18 protein-coding genes, 1 tRNA gene and 1 pseudogene are annotated in these 20,260 nt (G+C 65.1%); 12 read left to right on the top strand and 8 right to left on the bottom strand.

Translation table 11 applies throughout. From position 1 onward, the window contains the following. Window positions 1-38 precede the first annotated feature (38 nt). Both ACSR1C_RS13275 and ACSR1C_RS13270 read right to left on the bottom strand, forming a co-directional pair. Window positions 39-3,131, bottom strand: coding sequence for a valine--tRNA ligase (locus ACSR1C_RS13275; RefSeq protein WP_460259772.1), 3,093 nt, complete (start codon window positions 3,129-3,131; stop codon window positions 39-41). Between the two features lie 69 nt (window positions 3,132-3,200). Then, on the bottom strand, window positions 3,201-3,632 hold the full coding sequence (locus ACSR1C_RS13270; RefSeq protein WP_460259773.1) for an Lrp/AsnC family transcriptional regulator: 432 nt from the start codon (window positions 3,630-3,632) through the stop codon (window positions 3,201-3,203). Window positions 3,633-3,757: 125 nt separating this feature from the next. Here ACSR1C_RS13270 and ACSR1C_RS13265 point away from each other — a divergent pair, with 125 nt between their 5' ends. The 3 genes from ACSR1C_RS13265 to ACSR1C_RS13255 are packed head-to-tail and all read left to right on the top strand — an operon-like array spanning window position 3,758 to window position 6,155. Further along, complete coding sequence (locus ACSR1C_RS13265; RefSeq protein ID WP_460259774.1) at window positions 3,758-4,900, top strand: type III PLP-dependent enzyme; 1,143 nt, start codon at window positions 3,758-3,760, stop codon at window positions 4,898-4,900. 60 nt (window positions 4,901-4,960) lie between these two features. Further along, on the top strand, window positions 4,961-5,104 hold the full coding sequence (locus ACSR1C_RS13260) for a hypothetical protein (protein WP_460259775.1): 144 nt from the start codon (window positions 4,961-4,963) through the stop codon (window positions 5,102-5,104). Continuing rightward, on the top strand, window positions 5,091-6,155 hold the full coding sequence (locus ACSR1C_RS13255; RefSeq protein ID WP_460259776.1) for a DUF2235 domain-containing protein: 1,065 nt from the start codon (window positions 5,091-5,093) through the stop codon (window positions 6,153-6,155). The genes ACSR1C_RS13260 and ACSR1C_RS13255 overlap by 14 nt, the downstream gene beginning before the upstream one ends. Window positions 6,156-6,163: 8 nt before the next feature. On the opposite strand, the gene metF is transcribed toward ACSR1C_RS13255, so the two are convergent. After that, a complete protein-coding gene (metF, locus tag ACSR1C_RS13250; RefSeq protein ID WP_460259777.1) occupies window positions 6,164-7,042 on the bottom strand; it encodes a methylenetetrahydrofolate reductase [NAD(P)H] in 879 nt (292 codons plus the stop codon). A 100-nt stretch (window positions 7,043-7,142) separates the two neighbouring features. On the opposite strand from metF, the gene ACSR1C_RS13245 reads away from it, so the two are divergent. Together ACSR1C_RS13245 and ACSR1C_RS13240 are read left to right on the top strand one after the other, a co-directional pair. Next, a complete protein-coding gene (locus tag ACSR1C_RS13245) occupies window positions 7,143-8,048 on the top strand; it encodes a LysR family transcriptional regulator (protein WP_460259778.1) in 906 nt (301 codons plus the stop codon). 116 nt (window positions 8,049-8,164) lie between these two features. Next, window positions 8,165-8,953: an inositol monophosphatase family protein gene (locus ACSR1C_RS13240; protein ID WP_460259779.1), complete on the top strand. Its 789-nt coding sequence runs from the start codon at window positions 8,165-8,167 to the stop codon at window positions 8,951-8,953. Between the two features lie 13 nt (window positions 8,954-8,966). Here the strand turns inward: ACSR1C_RS13240 and ACSR1C_RS13235 are convergent, their stop codons facing one another. From ACSR1C_RS13235 to putA, 3 genes are read right to left on the bottom strand one after another with little or no spacing between them, the layout of a single operon-like run. Further along, window positions 8,967-9,338: a GFA family protein gene (locus ACSR1C_RS13235; protein WP_460259780.1), complete on the bottom strand. Its 372-nt coding sequence runs from the start codon at window positions 9,336-9,338 to the stop codon at window positions 8,967-8,969. Next, entirely contained in the window at window positions 9,335-10,075 is a 741-nt protein-coding gene (locus ACSR1C_RS13230) for a rhomboid family intramembrane serine protease (RefSeq protein ID WP_460259781.1), read from the bottom strand. Before ACSR1C_RS13230 ends, ACSR1C_RS13235 begins: the two co-directional genes overlap by 4 nt. Before the next feature lie 30 nt (window positions 10,076-10,105). Then, window positions 10,106-13,555 (bottom strand): bifunctional proline dehydrogenase/L-glutamate gamma-semialdehyde dehydrogenase PutA, encoded by a 3,450-nt coding sequence (gene putA / locus ACSR1C_RS13225; RefSeq protein ID WP_460259782.1) that lies wholly within the window; start codon window positions 13,553-13,555, stop codon window positions 10,106-10,108. Between the two features lie 284 nt (window positions 13,556-13,839). Here putA and ACSR1C_RS13220 point away from each other — a divergent pair. Together ACSR1C_RS13220 and ACSR1C_RS13215 are read left to right on the top strand one after the other, a co-directional pair. After that, window positions 13,840-13,925, top strand: a tRNA-Leu gene (locus tag ACSR1C_RS13220). A 151-nt stretch (window positions 13,926-14,076) separates the two neighbouring features. Further along, a pseudogene (locus ACSR1C_RS13215) lies at window positions 14,077-14,256 on the top strand (integrase core domain-containing protein); the annotation flags it as partial. A 48-nt stretch (window positions 14,257-14,304) separates the two neighbouring features. On the opposite strand, the gene ACSR1C_RS13210 reads toward ACSR1C_RS13215, so the two are convergent. Then, a complete protein-coding gene (locus ACSR1C_RS13210; protein WP_460259783.1) occupies window positions 14,305-15,087 on the bottom strand; it encodes an IclR family transcriptional regulator domain-containing protein in 783 nt (260 codons plus the stop codon). 108 nt (window positions 15,088-15,195) lie between these two features. On the opposite strand from ACSR1C_RS13210, the gene ACSR1C_RS13205 reads away from it, so the two are divergent. Genes ACSR1C_RS13205 through pcaF form a run of 3 tightly spaced genes read left to right on the top strand, consistent with a single transcriptional unit; the run spans window position 15,196 to window position 18,040 of the window. Further along, window positions 15,196-16,050 (top strand): CoA transferase subunit A, encoded by an 855-nt coding sequence (locus ACSR1C_RS13205; protein ID WP_460259784.1) that lies wholly within the window; start codon window positions 15,196-15,198, stop codon window positions 16,048-16,050. Then, the gene (locus tag ACSR1C_RS13200) at window positions 16,047-16,838 is read left to right on the top strand and encodes a CoA-transferase subunit beta (RefSeq protein WP_460259785.1); all 792 of its coding nucleotides are present in this window, start codon (window positions 16,047-16,049) and stop codon (window positions 16,836-16,838) included. Before ACSR1C_RS13205 ends, ACSR1C_RS13200 begins: the two co-directional genes overlap by 4 nt. Beyond that, window positions 16,835-18,040, top strand: coding sequence for a 3-oxoadipyl-CoA thiolase (gene pcaF, locus ACSR1C_RS13195; protein WP_460259786.1), 1,206 nt, complete (start codon window positions 16,835-16,837; stop codon window positions 18,038-18,040). Before ACSR1C_RS13200 ends, pcaF begins: the two co-directional genes overlap by 4 nt. Window positions 18,041-18,050: 10 nt before the next feature. On the opposite strand, the gene pcaQ is transcribed toward pcaF, so the two are convergent. Further along, on the bottom strand, window positions 18,051-18,974 hold the full coding sequence (gene pcaQ / locus ACSR1C_RS13190) for a pca operon transcription factor PcaQ (protein WP_460259787.1): 924 nt from the start codon (window positions 18,972-18,974) through the stop codon (window positions 18,051-18,053). 177 nt (window positions 18,975-19,151) lie between these two features. Here pcaQ and pcaC point away from each other — a divergent pair, with 177 nt between their 5' ends. Beyond that, window positions 19,152-19,538, top strand: a complete 387-nt coding sequence (gene pcaC / locus ACSR1C_RS13185; protein ID WP_460259788.1) for a 4-carboxymuconolactone decarboxylase — start codon at window positions 19,152-19,154, stop codon at window positions 19,536-19,538. Next, window positions 19,531-20,259: a protocatechuate 3,4-dioxygenase subunit beta gene (gene pcaH / locus ACSR1C_RS13180; RefSeq protein WP_460259789.1), complete on the top strand. Its 729-nt coding sequence runs from the start codon at window positions 19,531-19,533 to the stop codon at window positions 20,257-20,259. The genes pcaC and pcaH overlap by 8 nt, the downstream gene beginning before the upstream one ends. The last annotated feature ends 1 nt before the right edge of the window (window position 20,260 follow it).

Genomic DNA, 20,260 nt, shown 5'->3' with positions numbered 1-20,260 from the left:
TGGCCCCGATCCGGTGCAAAGTCAACGCAAAGCGCGGCTTAGGCCAGCGCCGCCAGCCGCGCCAGCGCGGCGTTCAGCTTTTCGGTTTCCTCAAGCTTGACGGCGACCAGTTCGCGGGTCTCTTCGACCACATCGTCGGGCGCGCTTTCGATGAATTTCGGGTTCTTCAGCCGGCCTTGCAGCCCGCCCAGTTCCTTGCCCAGCTTTTGCAGCACCTTGTCCAGCCGGGCCTTTTCCTCGGCCACGTCGATCACGTCGGCCAGCGGCAGGGCGAATGTGCCGCCTTCGACCGCGATGGTGATGCAGCCCTTGGGCAGCGCGTCCACCGGCGTCAGGCTTTCGATCCGGGCCAACCGCTTGATCAGCGTCTCGTTGCGGTCCCATGCGGCCTGCCCGGCGGCGTCCAGCTCCAGTTGCAGCATCGGCAGTTTCAGCCCCACCGGCACATGCATCTGGGTCCGGACGGAGCGGATTTCCTCGATCAACCCGATCACCCAGGTCATTTCGCGGTCGGCGGCGGCATCGGCCAGATCGGCGCCATAGGTGGGCCAGTCGGCATGGATCAGCATCTTTTGCCGGTCGCCCGACGTGCCCCACAGCTCTTCGGTGACATAGGGCATGATCGGGTGCAGCAGGATCAGGCATTGGTCGATGACCCAGGCCATGGTGGCGCGGGTTTCCGCCTTGGTGGCGTCGTCGCCATCCAGCAGCAGCGGCTTGGAAAATTCCACATACCAGTCACAGACCTTGCCCCAGACAAAGGCATACAGCCCGTTGGCGGCGTCGTTGAATCGGTAGGCGGCCAGCGCCTCGTCGGTGGCTTCGCGGACGCGGGCGGTTTCGCCGATGATCCACTTGTTCACGGTCTCGCTCGGCCGGGGGATCGTGCCGTCGGGCGTGTAGTTTTCGAACACCCCGTTCATTTCTGCGAACCGTGCGGCATTCCACAGCTTGGTGCCGAAATTGCGATAGCCCGCAATGCGTTGCGTCGACAGCTTCAGGTCGCGGCCCATGGCGGCCATGGCGGTCAGGGTAAAACGCACCGCATCGGCGCCGTACTCGTCGATCAGATCCAGCGGGTCGAGGACGTTGCCCAGCGATTTCGACATCTTCTTGCCCTTCTCGTCGCGGACGAGGGCATGGACATAGACCGTGTGGAACGGCACCTGATCGACCACGGCAAGCTGCATCATCATCATCCGGGCGACCCAGAAAAAGATGATGTCGAAGCCGGTGATCAGCACATCGGTAGGGAAGTATTTTTCCAGCTCGGGCGTCTGTTCGGGCCAGCCCAGCGTGCCGATGGGCCACAGGCCCGACGAAAACCAGGTGTCGAGCACGTCGGGATCGCGCCAGACCGGATAGATCAGCTTGGTCGGGTCCTGATCGACGTTATATTCGGCCAGGCTTGCGGCCAGCGCCTCTATTGCTGCGTGCTTGTCGGCCACTTCGATGATGCGGGCATGATTGAGCGGCGTCGGAATATCGGCGATCTCATCGCGGAAGGCATCCTCGACCGCGCCCAAATCGGCGGCGCAGTGATGGACATCGCCCAGATGGACCATCCCATTCAAAAGCAGGCGGCCCAGTTCCACCTCGTCCAGCGCGCCGTCGCCCTCGTCATCACGGAAATTGGGGGCCGACAGGTCAAGCCCATACCAAACCGGAATCTGATGCCCCCACCACAGCTGGCGGGAAATGCACCAGGGTTCGATGTTTTCCAGCCAGTGGAAATAGACCCTCTCGTCGGCTTTCGGCAGGATCTGGGTGTCACCGTTCCGCACCGCATCAATCGCGGGCTGCACGATCTGCGCGGTATCGACGAACCACTGATCGGTCAGCATCGGTTCGATGACCACCTTCGAGCGGTCGCCGAAGGGCTGCATGATCGGCTTCGACTCGACATATGGGATGAGGTCCGGCTGACCCTCTTCGCCCGCCTTGGGGTTGGGGATCATCACGGCCAGACCTTCGGCGGTGATGTCGGCGACAACCTTTTTGCGGGCTTCGAACCGATCAAGGCCGCGATACTCGTCTGGGACAAGGTTCAGCGCGTCGATCTCGGTTTCGGTAAAGGTGCTGTCGCCATTGGCGATGTCCTGCGCGCAGGTGGCGCAATCGGCATAGGCGGGGCCATCGTCGCGCATGGTGCCGCGGGTGTCCATCAGCCGGTACATCGGGATGCCGCCGCGTTTGGCCACCTGATAGTCGTTGAAATCATGCGCGCCGGTGATCTTGACCGCGCCCGAGCCGAAATCCTTGTCGGGATAGTCGTCGGTGATGATCGGGATCAGGCGGCGGTGTTTCTTGGGGCCCACCGGGATTTCGCACAGTTTGCCGACGATGGGGGCGTACCGCTCATCGCTGGGATGCACGGCGACGGCACCGTCGCCCAGCATGGTTTCGGGCCGGGTGGTGGCGATGGCGATGTAATCGCGCATCTCGCGCAGGGTGACGTTTCCGTCGGCGTCCTTTTCGACGTATTCATAGGTCTCCCCGTCCGCCAGCGGGTATTTGAAATGCCACATGTGGCCGGCGACCTCGATGTTTTCCACTTCGAGATCCGAGATCGCGGTTTCAAAATGCGGGTCCCAGTTCACCAGCCGCTTGCCGCGATAGATCAGGCCCTTGTGATACATGTCGACAAAGACTTTCAGCACCGCGTCATGGAAACCTTCGTCCATGGTAAAGCGGTTGCGCGACCAGTCGCACGACGCGCCGAGGCGCTTGAGCTGATTGACGATCGTGCCGCCGGATTCTTCCTTCCACTCCCAGACTTTTTCCAAAAACGCCTCGCGCCCCATTTCGCGGCGGGTGGCGTTGGATTTGTCCCTGGCCAGTTCGCGTTCCACGACCATCTGGGTGGCGATGCCGGCGTGGTCCTGACCCGGCTGCCACAGCGTGTCGAACCCGCGCATCCGGTGCCAGCGCACCAGAATGTCCTGCAACGTGTTGTTGAAGGCGTGGCCCATATGCAAGCTGCCGGTGACGTTGGGCGGCGGGATCATGATGCAGAAGGTTTCCGCGCCGGGCTTTGCATTGGCCCCGGCGGTGAAACAGCCCGCCTTTTCCCAGGCGTTATACAGCCGCGCTTCGGCTTCGGCTGCGTCAAAGGTCTTTTCCATCGGCATCAGGCTGCGTCCCACATCAAAAGTCGGTTGACCGCTGATCTAGCGAATGGGCGCGCCAAGGCCAACCCCTCAGAACGTGCGGTCGATCTTGGTTGACAGGTGAATCAGGCTTTCGGACGATTTCACGCCGGGGATTTCGCCGATCGCGTCCAGCACGCGGTCCAGCGCGGCGGTGGTTTCCGCAGCGACCCCCAGCAGCAGATCGAACCGGCCAGAGGTGGTATGCGCGCTTTCCACTTCGCTGATTGCCTTCAGCCGGGTCATCACTGCGGCCTGGGCGCGCGGCTCGACCCCCAGCAGTACGGTGGCGCAGATCCGGGCGCGCTGTACCGTCGTGCCCAGCCGCAGGGTATAGCCCGCGATCACGCCGCTGGTTTCCAGCCGCTCCAGCCGCGCCTGCACGGTCGAGCGTGCCACCGACAGCCGGCGCGCCAGCACCGCGACCGACATGCGCGCGTCGCCCGCCAGAAGCGCCAGAATGCGTTTGTCCAGATCGTCCATGTCATTTCGCCCGTTGTTTCGTCGATTTGACGGGTATCTGCGACAAATTACCATATCTGTCCGCAGAAATCGCACGCAGTTTAGCGCATCCTGTTGGGAATACGCGCAAAACAGGAGGTGGGCCAATGGGCCTGACACAGGATATCTGGGCCAACCCGGCCGAGCATCTGCGGCTGACACGGCCCGATCACCCGATCATCTATATCGCGCCCGGCCGGTTGCAGACCAGCGCGCATGAGTTTCTGGCCGGCTTTCCCGGCCTTGTGACCTATGCGGTCAAGGCCAACCCCGCAGAAACGGTGCTGGCCAATCTTTCGGCCGCCGGGATCACCGCGTTCGACGTGGCATCGCCGCATGAAATGGCACTGGTGCACCGCACGGCACCGGGGGCCGTGATGCATTACAACAACCCCGTGCGCTCGATGGATGAGATCGCGGCGGCGGTGGCGCTGGGGGTGACCTCCTATTCGGTGGATGCGCAAAGCGAGCTGGACAAGCTGGCGCGCCTGCTGCCCGGCGGCACCGAGGTTTCGGTGCGGTTCAAGTTGCCGGTGGCGGGGGCGGCCTATGATTTCGGGTCGAAATTCGGCGCGACGGTGGATCAGGCGGTGGGGCTGTTGCAGCAGGTCGCCGCGCTGGGGATGACCCCGGCCCTGACCTTTCATCCGGGCACGCAATGCACCGATCCCGCCGCGTGGGAGGCCTATATTTTCACAGCGGCGCAGATTGCCCATCTGGCCGGTGTTCCGCTGGCGCGGCTGAATGTGGGCGGCGGGTTCCCGTCACACCGGCGCGCCGCCGATCTGCCGCAGCTTGATGCGATTTTCAACGCCATCGGCCGCACCGCGCGCGCGGCGTTCGGCGACGATCACCCCGCGCTGGTATGCGAGCCCGGCCGCGCCATGGTGGCCGAGGCATTTACCCTGTGCACCCGGATCAAGGCGATCCGCGACGGGGATCATGTGTTCCTGAATGACGGTATCTATGGCGGGCTGGCCGAGGCGCCGCTGATGGGCAATACCGACCGGATCGAGGTCTTCGACGCCAGCGGCGCCCCGCGCCGGGGCACACCGTGCGAGCGGGTCGTGTTCGGCCCGACCTGCGACAGCCTCGATCAATTGCCCGGCACGATCCGCCTGCCATCGGACGTGGAGGAGGGCGACTATCTGCTGTTCCACGGGCTGGGCGCCTATTCCACCGCCACCGTGACCCGGTTCAACGGCTATGGCGGGCTCGAACAGGCCATGGTGCTGTCGCTGCGCGGCTGACGGGGTGGACAGCGCCGGGCGGCGGGCTACTCTCCGCTAAAGGGCCGGTGCGGAGACATCATGAGCGAGTTCGGAAAAAGCCAGACGGTGATGCGGTTCGAGGATGGCGCCGTTTGCGCCAGGGGATCGAACCGCGTTCCCGGCCTGCTGGATGCGCTGTGGGTCTGGATCATGCTGAGCGAGGCCGCAGGTGGCATGGGTTGAGCAGGTCTGGGGCTGGCTGCGCGGTCTTGGCCCGACCCGGGCCCGGCGCCCCGCGTTTACGCGCCAGCCGATCACCCATGTGGTGATCCTTGACGGCACCATGTCGTCGCTTGCACCGGGCTGTGAAACCCATGCCGGGATCACCTATAAGCTGCTGCGTGAAGTGCCGGCCGTGCAGGTCTCGCTGTATTACGAGGCCGGGATTCAGTGGCAGGACTGGCGCCGCGCCCATCATGTGATCACCGGACGCGGCATCAACCGCCAGATCCGCCGCGCCTATGGCTATCTGGCGTCACGCTATCATCCGGGCGACCGGATCATCCTGATGGGTTATTCGCGCGGCGCCTTCGCGGTGCGTTCGCTGGCGGGGGTGATCGACCGGGTCGGGCTGTTGCGATCGGAGCACGCGACCGAGCGCAATGTCCGCCAGGCCTATCGCCACTATCAGGCCGGGGCCGGTGGCAACGCCAGCCGCGCTTTCGGGGCCGCCTATTGCCATGACGGGGCCGAGGTCGAAATGCTGGGCGTCTGGGACACGGTCAAGGCGCTGGGGGTGCGCCTGCCGGTGCTGTGGAAGCTGACCGAACGGGATCATGCATTCCACAACCATACGCTGGGGCCGATGGTGCGGCGCGGCTATCACGCGCTGGCGATGGACGAGACGCGCCAGATCTTCGCGCCGGTGCTGTGGGAATGTCCGCCCGACTGGAACGGCCGGGTCGAGCAGGTCTGGTTTCGCGGCTGCCACGGCGATATCGGTGGCCAGCTTGGCGGGTTCGAACCCGCCCGCCCGCTGGCCAATATTCCGCTGGTCTGGATGCTGAGCAAGCTGGAAGCCTGCGATGTCGCCCTGCCACAGGATTGGCTCGGCCGGTTCCCCTGCGACCCACAGGCGCCGTCGGTCGGCAGTTTCCGAAGCTGGGGCAAGCTGTTGCTGGCGCGTAAACGGCGCGAGATCGGGCGCGATCCGTCGGAAATTCTGCATCCGACGGCCCATGCCGCGCCGCCGCAGGCGGGCAGCCTGCCGGACTATGAACCCGAACGCGCCTGACGGCGGGGTCAGGCCACTTTTTCGAGCGAGGTTTCGGGCTGTACGCCCAGGGCGTGGCAGATGTCGCGCGTCAGGTGCGGTTTGTTGAGGGTGTAGAAATGCAGATCCTCGACCCCGCCGGCGATCAACTCGCTGCACAGCTCGGTGGCCAGCGCGGTGGCCAGCAGCTCTTCGCGCCCGTCGCGTTTGGCGGCGTCAAACGCTTCGTCCAACCAGGCCGGGATATAGGCACCGCAGCGGGCGGCGAACTTGCGCACGCCGGCCCAGTTCTCGATCGGCAGGATGCCGGGGATGACCGGCGCGTCGATCCCCGCCTTGGCGCAGGCATCGCGGAACCGGAAGAAGGTGTCGGCCTCGAAAAAGAACTGGGTGATCGCCGAATTGGCGCCCGCGTCGATCTTGTGTCTCAGCCAGGCCACATCGGCACCGTCGCCGCGCGCCTCGGGGTGGGGGTCGGGATAGGCACCGACGCGGATGTTGAACTTGCCGGTTTCGGCCAATGCCGTGACCAGTTCGGCCGCATTGGCGAAACCGTCGGGATGCGGGGTGAAATGGCCCTGACCCTTGGGCGGATCGCCGCGCAGCGCCACGATCTCGGTCACGCCGGCCTCGGCATAGGCGTTCACGATCTCCATCGTTTCGGCCCGTGTGGCATCGACGCAGGTCAGATGTGCGGCCACGTTCAGCCCGTAATTCCTGTGGATCGTCGTTACCGCATCATGGGTCAGCTTGCGGGTCGTTCCGCCCGCGCCATAGGTGACCGACACGAAGCCGGGGTTTAGCGGCGCCAGCGTCTGCACGGTGTCCCACAGCCGGAAACTTGCCTCCAGCGATTGCGGGGGAAAGAATTCGAAGGAAACGCGGGGCGCGGCGGCGGCGGCAGGCATCGGACCATCCAATCTGGGTTTCGGGTTTGCATCTTGTCGCACGGCACGACATGTGAAACAAATTCATAATTCTCAAGAACAATATGAAAATGGCGACAATATGCACCTGGAGCTGAGGCATCTTCGCACAATTCGCGCGATTCATGAAGCGGGCGGGCTGGCCCGGGCCGCCGATCAGCTGAATATGACCCAGTCGGCCCTGTCGCATCAGGTCAAGGGGTTGGAGGATCAGGTGGGGATGGAGCTGTTCGTGCGCCGCTCCAAGCCGCTGAAACTGTCGGCGGCGGGGATGAAGCTGCTGCGCCTGGCCGAACGTGTGCTGCCCGAGGTCGCCGCGACCGAAGAGGAGTTCCGCTCGCTTCATTCCGGGAAATCGGGGCGGCTGCATATCGCCATCGAATGCCATGCCTGTTTCGACTGGCTGCTGCCGGTGCTGGAGGAGTTCCGCAAGGCCTGGCCCGACGTGGATGTGGACATCCGCCCCGGCCTGTCCTTCGGTGCGCTGCCCGCCCTGGCGCGCGAGGAGGTCGATCTGGTGATCTCGTCCGACCCCGAGGTGATCGAAGGCATCACCTTCCTGCCGCTTTTCGACTATGCGCCGGTCTTCGTGGCCGCTGCCGGGCACCGGCTGGCCGACAAACCTTATATCGAGCCCGAGGATTTCCGCGACGAGTTGCTGATCACCTATCCGGTGGACCGCAGCCGGCTGGACGTGTTCACCGAACTGCTGGCCCCGGCGAAGGTCGAACCGCGCGCCACCCGTCAGGTCGAACTGACGGCGGTGATCCTGATGCTGGTGGCCTCGGGGCGCGGGGTGGCGGTGCTGCCCGACTGGGTGGTGCGCGATGCGAAATACAGCGCCGATTACATCACCCGGCCCCTGACCAAGGATGGCGTGACCCGCCGGATGTATGCCGCCGCGCGCGAAGAGGACGCGACCAAACCCTTCATGGCGCATTTCATCCGTCTGGCCCGGACCGAGCCGGTAAAGCTGCAGCGACAATGATGCGAATTTTCTGCGAAAACCCGAGGCGATAATCGGCGAAGGGCGGGCGCGGCGCGCAGCCCTTGGCAATTGCGCCGCTTCGGCGTATACGCGCGGCCTGACAAAGGAGCCCCGTCATGCAAGGCAGCGCAAATCTCAACATCATGATCAAGGCCGCCCGCAAGGCCGGTCGCAGCCTGGTGAAGGACTTCCGCGAGGTCGAGAACCTTCAGGTTTCGATGAAAGGGGCGGGGGATTTCGTCAGCCGCGCGGATATCGCCGCCGAAAAGATCATTCGCGACGAGTTGATGGAGGCGCGCCCGAATTACGGCTGGGTGGGCGAGGAAAGCGCGCCGGTGGAAGGCGCCGATCCGACCCGGCGCTGGCTTGTCGATCCGCTGGACGGGACCACCAACTTTCTGCACGGGTTGCCGCATTGGGCGGTGTCCATCGCGCTGGAGCATAAGGGCGAGATCGTGGCCGGCGTGGTGTTCGATGCCGCCAAGGACGAAATGTTCGTATCCGAAAAAGGTGCGGGCGCCTGGATGAACGAAACCCGGCTGCGGGTGTCGGGCCGCCACAAGATGATCGAGACGATCTATGCCACCGGCCTGCCGTTCGGCGGGCGCGCGGATCTGCCGGAAACCTTGCAGGATCTGGCCCGGCTGCTGCCGCGATGCGCCGGGGTGCGGCGCTGGGGCGCGGCCGCGCTCGATCTGGCCTATGTGGCGGCGGGCCGCTATGACGGCTTTTGGGAACGGGGCCTGAATCCCTGGGACATCGCTGCCGGTCTGCTGCTGGTGCGCGAGGCGGGCGGGCTGATCGCGCCGATCCGCGTCGATGGCGACATTCTGGAGGATGGCGAGATGATCGCCGCCAACGGATCCATCTTCGACAGTTTCGCCAAGGTGATCCGCGGCGCCTGAGCGCGCGGCGGGCTTATGCCCGATCAGAGGAATGATTGACGCCGTCGCTCCAGGGCACGTCGCCCAGCGTACTTGGGTCGACTCCTTCCAACGCGCCCAGATTGACCCCGTATTCGTTCGGGTTTGAGCGGCGCTGGTGATGGGTGTAGATGCCGCAGGTCGGGCAGAAGTAATGCTTCGCCGTCATTGTGTTCCATTGATACAACGCGATGTGATCGGCACCCCGGACGATGCGCACCCCGTCCAGCGGGGCCGAGACCGCAATCGCCCCGCGCCGGCGGCAGAACGAGCAGTTACAGCGCCCGGCGGTGTTGAAACCGTCGCTCAGCCGCACCTCCAGCTCGATCGCGCCGCAATGACAGGTCAGTTTGTAGGTGTCGCTCATCGGCGCCTCCGGACAATGGGGATGGACGTGCCGCGATAGCGGGTGTCGGGATGTGGCGGGTGGCCCGCGGTGCGGTGCCAGAACGCCGTGCCGCCGCGCCGCAGCCAGACCGGCAGCATCATCGCCAGCCCGGCGACGAACCCGCCCGCATGGGCCAGATAGGCCACGCCGCCGCCATCCATGGGCATGGACGCGCCGCTGAACAGCTGAATGGTGAACCAGACCCCCAGGATGATCCAGGCCGGCAGCGCGAAGATGCGAAAGAAGATGATGAAGATGAACAATACATCGACCCGCGCCCGGGGGAACATCAGCATATAACCGCCCATTACCCCGGCAATGGCGCCCGATGCGCCCACCATCGGCGCAATGGAATCGGGCGCCGCCAGATATTGCGCCAGCCCGGCGGCCACGCCGCTGGTCAGATAGAAGCCCAGGAACGGGGCGTGGCCCAGCTCATCCTCCAGATTGTCGCCGAAGATCCACAAGAACAGCATGTTGCCCGCCAGATGCATCAATCCGCCATGCAGGAACATCGAGGTCAGAAAGCCGTGCAGCAGCACCCCGTCGGACACCGCCGCCGGGATCAGCGCCCAGTCATAAAAGAAGCGTTCCAGCCGCGCCGGTTCCGCGAAAAGCGGCCAGTAGGACAGGAAGACCAGAACGTTCACCGCAATCAGCCCGTAGGTGACATAGGGTGTCCGGCTCGACGGGTTGTGATCGCGGATTGGAAACATGCCGCCACGCTACCCGGCCCGCCGCGCGCGTCAAGCCAAAGCAGCCTCGGCCAGCAAGGCCGCATTCCCGCCCGAGGCCGTGGTATCGACGCACAGGTGCCGCTCCAGCAGCACATGGCCCGCATCCGGCACCCCGGTAACCAGCGGCAGGATCGGCCCGTCGCGCGCCGCCAGTACCCGCTCATAGGCGCGGGCGGCCTCGTCCGGGCCCCAATAGATCGCGCCGCCGAAGTCCGGCAAGGTGGCCAGCGCCTGCGGGGACAGGCCGGGGGCGGCGATGGCCAGCCCGCCCAGCCCCTGCACGGCCTGCACCTGACGGTCGGCAAAGGCGGCGCCGGGGCCAAGGCACAAAAGCGGCGCGCGCTGATAGCTGGACAGAAGATTGGATTCGCCGGTGGGGCCGGGCAGGGCGATGGAGGAGAGCCGCGCGCCGGGGCGGGCCTGTTCCAGCGCGTGCAGCACGTCGGCCTCGGGGACGGTGTCGGGGCTGTCGGGCGCGTCGACGCGGCCGGTGAAGGTAAAACGCGGCAGGTATTGCGGCCCGCCCGCCTTCGGGCCGGTGCCCGACAGACCCTCGCCGCCGAAGGGCTGGCTGCCGACAATGGCGCCGATCTGGTTGCGGTTGACGTAAAGGTTGCCGGCGCGCACCTGCTCGGCCACCTGCTGCACCCGGTCGTCGATCCGGCTGTGCAGCCCGAAGGTCAGGCCATAGCCGGTGTCATTGATGGCGCTGATCACCTTGGCCAGCTCGCCGGCCCGGAACCGCGCGATATGCAGGACCGGGCCGAACACCTCGTGCGTCAGGGCGGCGATGCCGGGGACGCGAATCGCCACCGGCGACAGGAAATGCCCCGGCCCGGGCGCATCCCGTTCCCACAGCAGCCGCCCGTCGGCGCGCGCCTGCGCGACATAGGCGGCGATTCCGGCATGGGCGGCGGCGTCGATCAGCGGGCCGGCATCGGTCGACAGCGGCCAGGGGTCGCCCATGGTCAACGTCGCCATCGCGCCGAACAGCATCGCCTCGAACCCGTCGGCGATATCGTCCTGCACATACAGGCAGCGCAGCGCCGAACAGCGCTGGCCCGCCGACTGGAACGCCGATTGCAGCACATCGCGCACCGCCTGTTCGGGCAGGGCGGTGCTGTCGACGATCATCGCGTTCAGCCCGCCGGTTTCGGCGATCAGCGGCGCGCCGGGGGCCAAATGCGCGGCCATGGCACGGCGGATCACCCGTGCGGTCGCGGTCGAGCCGGTAAAGGCCACCCCGGCCACCCGCGGATCGCTGGTCAGCGCGGCCCCCACCGTGGCCCCGTCGCCGGGCAGGTATTGCAGCACGTCGCGCGGAACCCCCGCCGCGTGCAGCAGGCGCACGGCCTCATGCGCGATCAGCGGGGTCTGCTCGGCCGGTTTGGCCAGCGCCCCGTTGCCCGCCGCCAGCGCCGCCGCAATCTGGCCGGTGAAGATCGCCAGCGGAAAGTTCCACGGGCTGATACAGGTGAAAACCCCGCGCGCGGGGGCATCCAGCGTGTCGATCTGACCGGCATAGTAGCGCAGGAAATCCACCGCCTCGCGCAACTCGCCCACCGCGTCGGGCAGGGTCTTGCCCGCCTCGCGTGCCAGAATGGCGAAGAAACGGCCGTGGTTTTCCTCATACAGATCGGCGGCGCGGCGCAGCACCGCGGCGCGCTGATCGGGCAGGGCGTCCCACGGGCGGGCGGCGGCCAGCGCGGCGTGGATCACATCGCCGGTCGCCAGATGGACATGGCCCACCACGTCGCCCGGATCGGCGGGGTTCAGGGTCGGATGCGATTTGCCCGGCAGCACGTTGACGGCGGTCAACGGCCCGGCCTCGAACTGGGTGGCACGATGGGGCGCGCGGGCCGCGTCGATCGCCGTCAGCGTCGGGCCATGCGCCAAATCCCAGCCGCGCGCATTGCGCCGGTCGGGGCCGAACAGGGCCGGGCCGGTTCGCAGCACCGGGTTTTGCGGCGCGTCGAGATTGGCCAGCACCTCGGCGAAGGGATCGGCGGCGACCGTTTCGGGCGGCACGTCCTGATCCACGATCTGATTGACGAAGCTGCTGTTGGCGCCGTTTTCCAGCAGCCGCCGCACCAGATAGGCCAGCAGGTCGCGATGCGCCCCCACCGGCGCGTAGATGCGGCAGCGCGCGCCCGCTTCCTGTGCCCTGACGATGTCATACAGCCGCTCGCCCATGCCGTGCAGGCGCTGGAATTCGAACCTGTCGCGGTCGGTGCCCATTTCCAGGACCGCGGCGACGGTATGGGCGTTATGGGTGGCGAATTGCGGATAAATCCGGTCGGTCATCCCCAGCAGCTTGCGCGCATTGGCGATATAGCTGACATCGGTCGCCGGTTTGCGGGTGAAGACCGGGAAGCCGTCAACCCCGATCACCTGCGCCTGCTTGATCTCGCTGTCCCAATAGGCGCCCTTGACCAGCCGCACCATGAACCGCCGGTCCAGCCGATCCGCCAGCGTATGGATCCAGTCCAGAACCCGTCCCGCGCGGGGGCCATAGGCCTGCACCACCACGCCGAACCCGTCCCAGCCCGCCAGCCGGTCGTCGCCGGCCACGGCTTCGATCACATCCAGCGACAGGGCCAGGCGGTTGGCCTCTTCCGCGTCGATGTTGAACCCCATCCCGGCGGTTTTCGCCTGCACCGCCAGATGGGTGACGCGCAGCACCAGGTCTGCCTTCATCCGGTCCGCCTGAGCCACCTCATAACGCGGATGCAGCGCCGACAGCTTGACCGAGATACCGGGGTTGCGCCGCACGTCGTCGCTGTTGCAGGCCCCGGCGATCACCTCGATCGCGTCGGAATAGGCGCGCAGATAGCGGTCGGCATCCGCATCGGTGCGCGCGGCCTCGCCCAGCATGTCATAGGAATAGGTATAGCCTTTCGCCTCCATCCCGGCGGCGCGGGCCATCGCGGCGCCGATGTCTTCGCCCAGCACGAACTGGCGCCCCATTTCGCGCATGGCGCGGGTTACGGCGCGGCGGATCACCGGCTCGCCCATCCGTTTCACCGTGCCGCGCAGCGCGCCGGCCACGCCCGGCCCGGTCTCTTCCAGCACCTTGCCGGTCAGAAGCAGCCCCCAGGTCGAGGCATTGACCAGCGGCGACGAGGAATGGCCCAGATGCCGGCCCCAGTCCGAGGCGGCGATCTTGTCTTCGATCAGCGCGTCCATGGTGCCCGCATCGGGCACGCGCAACAGCGCCTCGGCCAGGCACATCAGCGCCACGCCTTCGTCGGTCGACAGGCCATATTCGGCCAGGAACACCTCCATCAATCCGGGGCGGGCGCTGCTGCGGATGTCGCGCACCAGCGCGGCCGCGCGGTCGCAGATGCGGGCGCGGTCGGCGGGGGTAAGGGCGGCCTCGTCGATCAGGCGGGCCAGAACTGTGCCTTCGTCGGCATAGGTGTCGGCCTCGATCCGGTTGCGCAGAAGATCCTCGGTCATGGTGCTGCTCCGTTTTCTGGCGCCTGTTGCAGTTGATGACGCCGAGGCCCCGACTGCAAGGGGGGAATCGGAAAACCGTTCGGGCCGGGGCTGCGCCTGCTTTACTCTGGCCCGCCAATGCCTATTGTCGCCGCACCTGCGGGACCGCGTGGTGAAATGGCAGATGCAGAGGCTTAAAACCCTTGGGCCTGTAGGGTCAGGCATATACGGAACAGGATGTTGCGAGGAGGGGGCTTTGGGGTCCAAAGTGGGTCCGAAGCTGAAATCTGAAGATAGCGCCAGTTGCGGGCGTGATGGAATGGTAGACATATCAGACTTAAAATCTGAAGGGGATTTCCCCGTGTGGGTTCGAGTCCCACCGCCCGCACCACAGCTAACTCTGCTCTGTGTGTCCTCTCTAATGCCTTGAATCTTAAAGATACTATTGGGATTCTGGTGCCAGATATGTTCGATGCGGTCTGTGAAGGAGAGTTTGAGCACGGTCCAGCGCAGGGCGATATGCCTGTTTCTCGACGCCCCTGAACGCCTATACCAAGCGTGACAACCGCACGGTCAGGCTTGAATGGCTGGCCAATATATCATGCAGCAGCATTGAGAAGGCGCCGTATTTCGCCACACGGTGGCTCTGGACTCATAACAACGTCCGTCCGGGCATGGGTATCGGCGGCATCACACCTGCCCAAAACCTGAAAATGGCTGCCTGGTGCTGCGGCCATGCCTCGTTGAAAACGGGGGATGGCCCCACGCGATCAGAGCAAAAACAAGGCCTCTACACCCTTGCGCGCACGCACCAGTTCCGGCAGTGCGCGTTCCACCAGCCTTGCCGCCGGCATCCGGGCGCTCGGGGCAGACATGTTCAGCGCCGCTTCGATCTCTCCGTCGGGTCTGACAATCGGAACGGCGATTGAACACAGGCCTGATTCCAGTTCTCCTTCCACCACGGCATAGCCCTGCTCGCGCACCTCGGACAGCCGTGCGATCAGCGCCGCGCGATCGGTCAATGTGGTGTCAGTCCGGGGCACAAGATGAACAGCGTTCAGATAGCCGGCGAGGGCCGTCTGCGGCAGATGGGCCAGCAGGACCTGCCCCATGGACGTGCAATAGGCAGGCAGGTGGGTGCCGACGGCAATCTGCACGGCCATGACCCTGTGACGTGATGCAGAGCGCGCCACATAGACGACATCCAGCCCGTTCAGCACCGCGGCAGAACAGCTTTCATCCAGTGCCTCGGTCACGGCACGCAGATAGGGCTGGGCCAGCGACCAGAATGGCGCGGCGGCCAGCCATTGGCGCGCAATCCCCACAATTCTGGACGACAGCATGAAATGCCGCCCCTGCTGCACCGCATAGCCGTTGGCGACCAGCGTCAGCAGATAGCGTCGGGCGCCCGCGCGGGTCAGCCCGGTCTGCTCGGCCACCTCGGTCAGGCTAAGACCCTGTGGCTGGGTGGACAGCAGTTCGATCACGCGCAGCGCGTGGTCGACGGATTGAACGCGGTTGCGGTCATGTGGGGCAGAGGCATCGGGTGTCATGGCACATTCTTGACAGATCGGGGGGCTTTGGACTATCGATGCCTATCATAGCGAACAAAAGTGCGCAATGCGCACAACGGCGAATTCCAGTACTTGGGGAGAATAGCATTGGCCAAGTTCACCAGCCTGCACGACGCGGTCGCGGACAACCTGAAAGATGGCGATACCGCCGCCTTCGAGGGTTTTACTCACCTGATCCCCCATGCCGCCGCGCATGAGGCGATCCGGCAGGGGTTCAAGGATCTGACATTGGTGCGGATGACGCCGGATGTTGTCTATGACCAGATGATCGGCATGGGCATGGCTAGGCGGCTGATCTTTTCCTATGCGGGCAATCCGGGCGTGGGCCTGCTGCGGCGTCTGCGCGACGCGGTCGAAAACAACTGGCCCAACCGCCCCGAGATCGAAGAGCATTCCCATGCAGCCATGGCCAACGCCTATGAGGCCGGGGCGGCGGGTTTGCCCTGTGCCATTTTCCGCGGCTATCTGGGGGCTGGCCTGGCGCAGGTGAACCCGAATATCAAATCGGTGATCTGTCCCTTTACCGGCGAAAAGCTGGCCGCCGTGCCCGCGCACAACCCGGATGTGTCTTTCATTCATGCGCAAAAGGCCGACCGCAAAGGCAATGTGCTAATCGAAGGTATCGTTGGCGTTCAGAAAGAGGCCGTGCTTTGCGCCAGACGTGCCGTCGTGACGGTGGAAGAGGTGGTCGATGACCTTGAAAACCACCCCAACGCGACTGTGCTGCCGCATTGGACCATCACCGCGATTGCCGTGGTGCCGGGCGGCGCGCATCCGTCCTATGCCCATGGTTACTACGACCGCGACAACGCGGAATATCTGGCCTGGGACAAGATCGCGGCGGACCGCGATGTGTTTCTGGCCTGGATGAAGGAAAACGTGCTGGACGCAACGCCCGAGGATTTCAACACTCGCGTCACAGACCTGAGGAGTGCGGCATGAGCAAGCTTGGCTTTACCCCCGACGAGATGATGACCATCGCCGCCAGCCGCGTGCTGACCGACGACGACGTGTGTTTCGTGGGCATCGGCGCGCCCTCGGCCGCGTGCAACGTGGCGCGGCTGACCCATTCGCCGGACATCACGCTGATCTATGAAAGCGGCACGATCGGCACCACGCCCGATGTTCTGCCCCTGTCGATCGGGGATGGCGAGCTGTGCGATACCGCGCTGACCACCGTCGCCGTGCCGGAAATGTTCCGCTATTGGCTGCAGGGCGGCTGGGTCACCATCGGGTTTCTTGGCGCGGCGCAAATCGACAAGTTCGGCAATATCAACACCACCGTTGTCGGCGATTACGAGAACCCCAAAACCCGGCTTCCGGGCGGCGGCGGCGCGCCTGAAATCGCGTCGTCGAGCCAGAAGATCTATATCACCATGAAACAGTCCAAGCGTGGTTTTGTGGACAAGATCGATTTCTACACCTCCTTCGGCCATGGCGACGGCGGCGATCACCGCCAGCGTCTGGGCATCACGACCGAGGGTCCGGCGCTGCTGATCACCGATCTGGCGATCTGGAAACCCGACCCCGTGACCAAGGAATTCACCGTGGTGTCGCTGCACCCCGGCGTGACCCGCGAACAGGTGCAGGACACCGTCGGCTGGACCGTGAAATTCGCGGACGACCTGGCGGTCACACCCGCGCCGACCGCCGAGGAGCTGCAAGTTCTGCGCGATCTCAAGGCGCGCACGAAAGCTGCGCATGAAGGCAAGAAAGGAGCGGCCGCATGACCCGCGACGTATTCATCTGCGATTACATCCGCACCCCCATCGGCCGGTTCGGGGGCGCGCTGTCGTCGGTCCGCGCCGATGATCTGGGCGCGATCCCGCTGAAGGCCTTGATGGCGCGCAACGCTGGCGTCGACTGGGCCGCGGTGGACGAGGTCATCTTTGGCTGCGCCAACCAGGCGGGCGAAGACAACCGTAACGTGGCGCGCATGTCCTCGCTTCTGGCCGGGCTGCCCGAGACCGTGCCGGGCACCACCATGAACCGTCTGTGCGGGTCGGGTATGGATGCGGTCATCACCGCCGCCCGCGCGATCAAGGCCGGCGAATGCGAGCTGATCGTCGCCGGCGGCGTCGAAAGCATGAGCCGCGCGCCCTTTGTGATGCCCAAGGCCACAGCGGCGTTTTCGCGCAGCAACGAGGTCCACGATACCACCATCGGCTGGCGGTTCATCAACCCGTTGATGAAGGCGCAATACGGCGTGGATTCCATGCCCGAAACCGGTGAAAACGTGGCCGAGGATTTCAACATCAGCCGCGAAGACCAGGACGCCTTTGCGATGCGCAGTCAGGAAAAGGCGGCGGCCGCGCAGGCGAACGGCCGTCTGGCGCAGGAAATCACCCCGGTGACCATTCCCCAGCGCAAGGGCGATCCGGTTGTGGTGGATCGCGACGAACACCCGCGCCAGACCTCGCTTGAGAAACTGGCGGCTTTGGGCACGCCGTTCCGCAAAGGGGGCAGCGTGACCGCGGGTAATGCGTCGGGCGTCAATGACGGCGCCGCGGCGTTGATCGTCGCATCCGGGGCGGCGGTCAAGGCACATGGGCTGACCCCTATCGCGCGGATCACCGGCGGCGCGTCTGCCGGTGTGGCGCCGCGCATCATGGGGTTCGGTCCGGCGCCTGCGACGCAGAAACTGTGCGCGCGGCTTGGCCTGATTCCCACTGATTTCGATGTGGTCGAGTTGAACGAAGCCTTCGCGAGCCAGGGCATTGCCGTGCTGCGCGCGTTGGGGATCGATGAGGCCGCAGATCATGTGAACCCGAACGGCGGCGCGATTGCACTGGGGCATCCGCTGGGCATGTCCGGCGCGCGGATCACCGGATCAGCCGCGCTTGAACTGTCGAAAACCGGCGGCAAGCGCGCGCTGGCGACCATGTGCATCGGTGTGGGGCAGGGGATCTCGATCGCGCTCGAATCCGTCTGAAACGGCCCGTCTAGCGCGAATCACCCACCGACAGGGCACCCGCCTGATCGATCAGAAGATCGGTCAGGCACCGCTGCTCGGCTGACATGACGGCGTTCTCGCGCACGCTGACGCCGATTGGCCCGGCCAGAATATCGCTGTTCAGGGCGATTTGGGACAGGGCGCCGCTGGCGATCTCGTCCCGGACCACCCCGCGCGAGATGAACCAGACCACATCGGACATCTGCACCACCTTGCGCCCGAAGGCGAGCGAGACATTTTCAAACGCGGGTTCGCTGTGCTGCAACCCCACGGTCATCAGAAAGGCCCGCACGACCGGGCTGATCAGCGCGCCCTTGGGCGGCAGCATCAGCGGGAACCGCGACAGGGCCTCGGCCGAAAACGGCTGGCCGGTCAACGGATGGTCCGGGCGTGTGATCAGCGCCACCTGTTCGGTATAAAGCTGCCGGAACGACAGGCCCGCCATCGTGTCTGGCTGGGCCATGCGGCCAACGACCATATCAAGCCCCCCGTCGCGTAATTGCGACAGCAGCATCCAGTTCGGCCCGGTGGATACCCGCAGGATGCAATCGGGGTTGGTGTCACGAAACCGCAATGCGGTGCGCGGAAACAGATCGGTTCCGACCGAGGGCAGAACGCCGACCGAGACGCGCGATTTGCGCACGGCGCTTTTGCGCACCAGATCCTGCGCGCGGTTCAACTCGACCAGCGCCGCCCCGGCATGGTGCTGAAAGATGCGCCCCGCAGGGTTCAGCACCAGCCTGCGACCGACCCGGTCGAACAGGGCGGCGCCAAGCAGTTCTTCCAGTTCGCGCAGGGTTTTGGAGGCGGCGGGCTGGCTGATATGCAAGGCTTCGGCGGCGGCGCCAAGGCTGCCGATGCGCGCGGTTTCCAGAAAACACCGAATATGACGCAGGCGAATGCGGGGGTCCATTTGATAACCTGTGGGTTATGTTTTTTGTCGGAATTGATAATTTATCATCGCGCAAAAATATGCAATCCAGCATTGGCAGGCGCAAGTCATGCGGGCCTTTTCAAAGGATGGAACGGCCCTTCACCCGGTTTTTTGCGCCCGCCCGGCGGATCGCCGCAGTTCAGGAGGAACACGCCTATGTCCGACCGTTTCGACACCGGCATGACAACCCGCCGCAAGGTTCTGGGCGATGCCCATGTGGACCGTGCCGAAGCCGCCAAGACCGCCTTTGACGAACCGTTCCAGACGCTGATCACCGAAAGCGCCTGGGGCACGGTCTGGGCATCCGACGGGCTGACGCTGCGCGAACGGTCCATGCTGACCCTGGCGCTGTTGGCCGCGACCGGAAATTTCGAGGAAATCCCGATGCACATTCGCGCCACCGCCAATACCGGCGCCAGCAAATCGGATGTCATGGAAGCGTTCCAGCACGTCGCGATCTATGCAGGCGTGCCCAAGGCGAACCATGCGCTCAAGCTTGCCAAGCAAACCTATGCCGAGATGGAGGAGGCATGTGATGACTGACCTTGGACCCCTGATTCCCCGCAACCGGGACATGCACCCGGACCCGTACGACCCCGCCTACAAGACCAGCGTCGCGCGCTCGCCCTCTTTGCCGCTGTTGTCGATGGAATCGACCCCCTCGGAAGAGACCGGGCCGACCTTCGGCCACGCGCCGATCGGGGCGCTGGACAACAACCTGATCCTGAACTGGACCAAGGGCGCGGCCCCCGCCGTTGGCGAACGCATCCTGATGCATGGCCAGGTGATCGACGAAAACGCGCGCCCGGTGCCCAACACGTTGATCGAGATCTGGCAGGCCAATGCCGGCGGGCGCTATCGCCACAAGAAGGACGGTTATCTGGCCCCGCTCGACCCGAATTTCGGCGGCTGCGGGCGCACGCTGACCGACGCGGAGGGGCGCTATCAGTTCCTGACGGTCCGCCCCGGCGCCTATCCTTGGCCGAACCGGGGCAATGACTGGCGCCCGATGCACATCCACGTCTCGGTCTATGGCCACAGTTTCGGCCAGCGCCTGATCACACAGATGTATTTCGAGGGCGACCCGCTGATCGACCGATGCCCGATCGCGGCGACGATCAAGGATCGCGGTCAGCTCGACCGGCTGGTGGCGCCGCTGGATATGTCGAACTCGCGGCCGCTGGATTTCCTGGCCTACAAGTTCGACATCGTGCTGCGCGGCCGGCGCCAGACCATGTTCGAGAACAAGCTGGAAGGGATGTGAG

This window comes from Actibacterium sp. D185-2 (assembly GCF_054954595.1).
The sequence above is the reverse complement of the archived record's forward strand: the minus strand, read 5'-3'. Positions and strand labels throughout refer to the sequence as shown.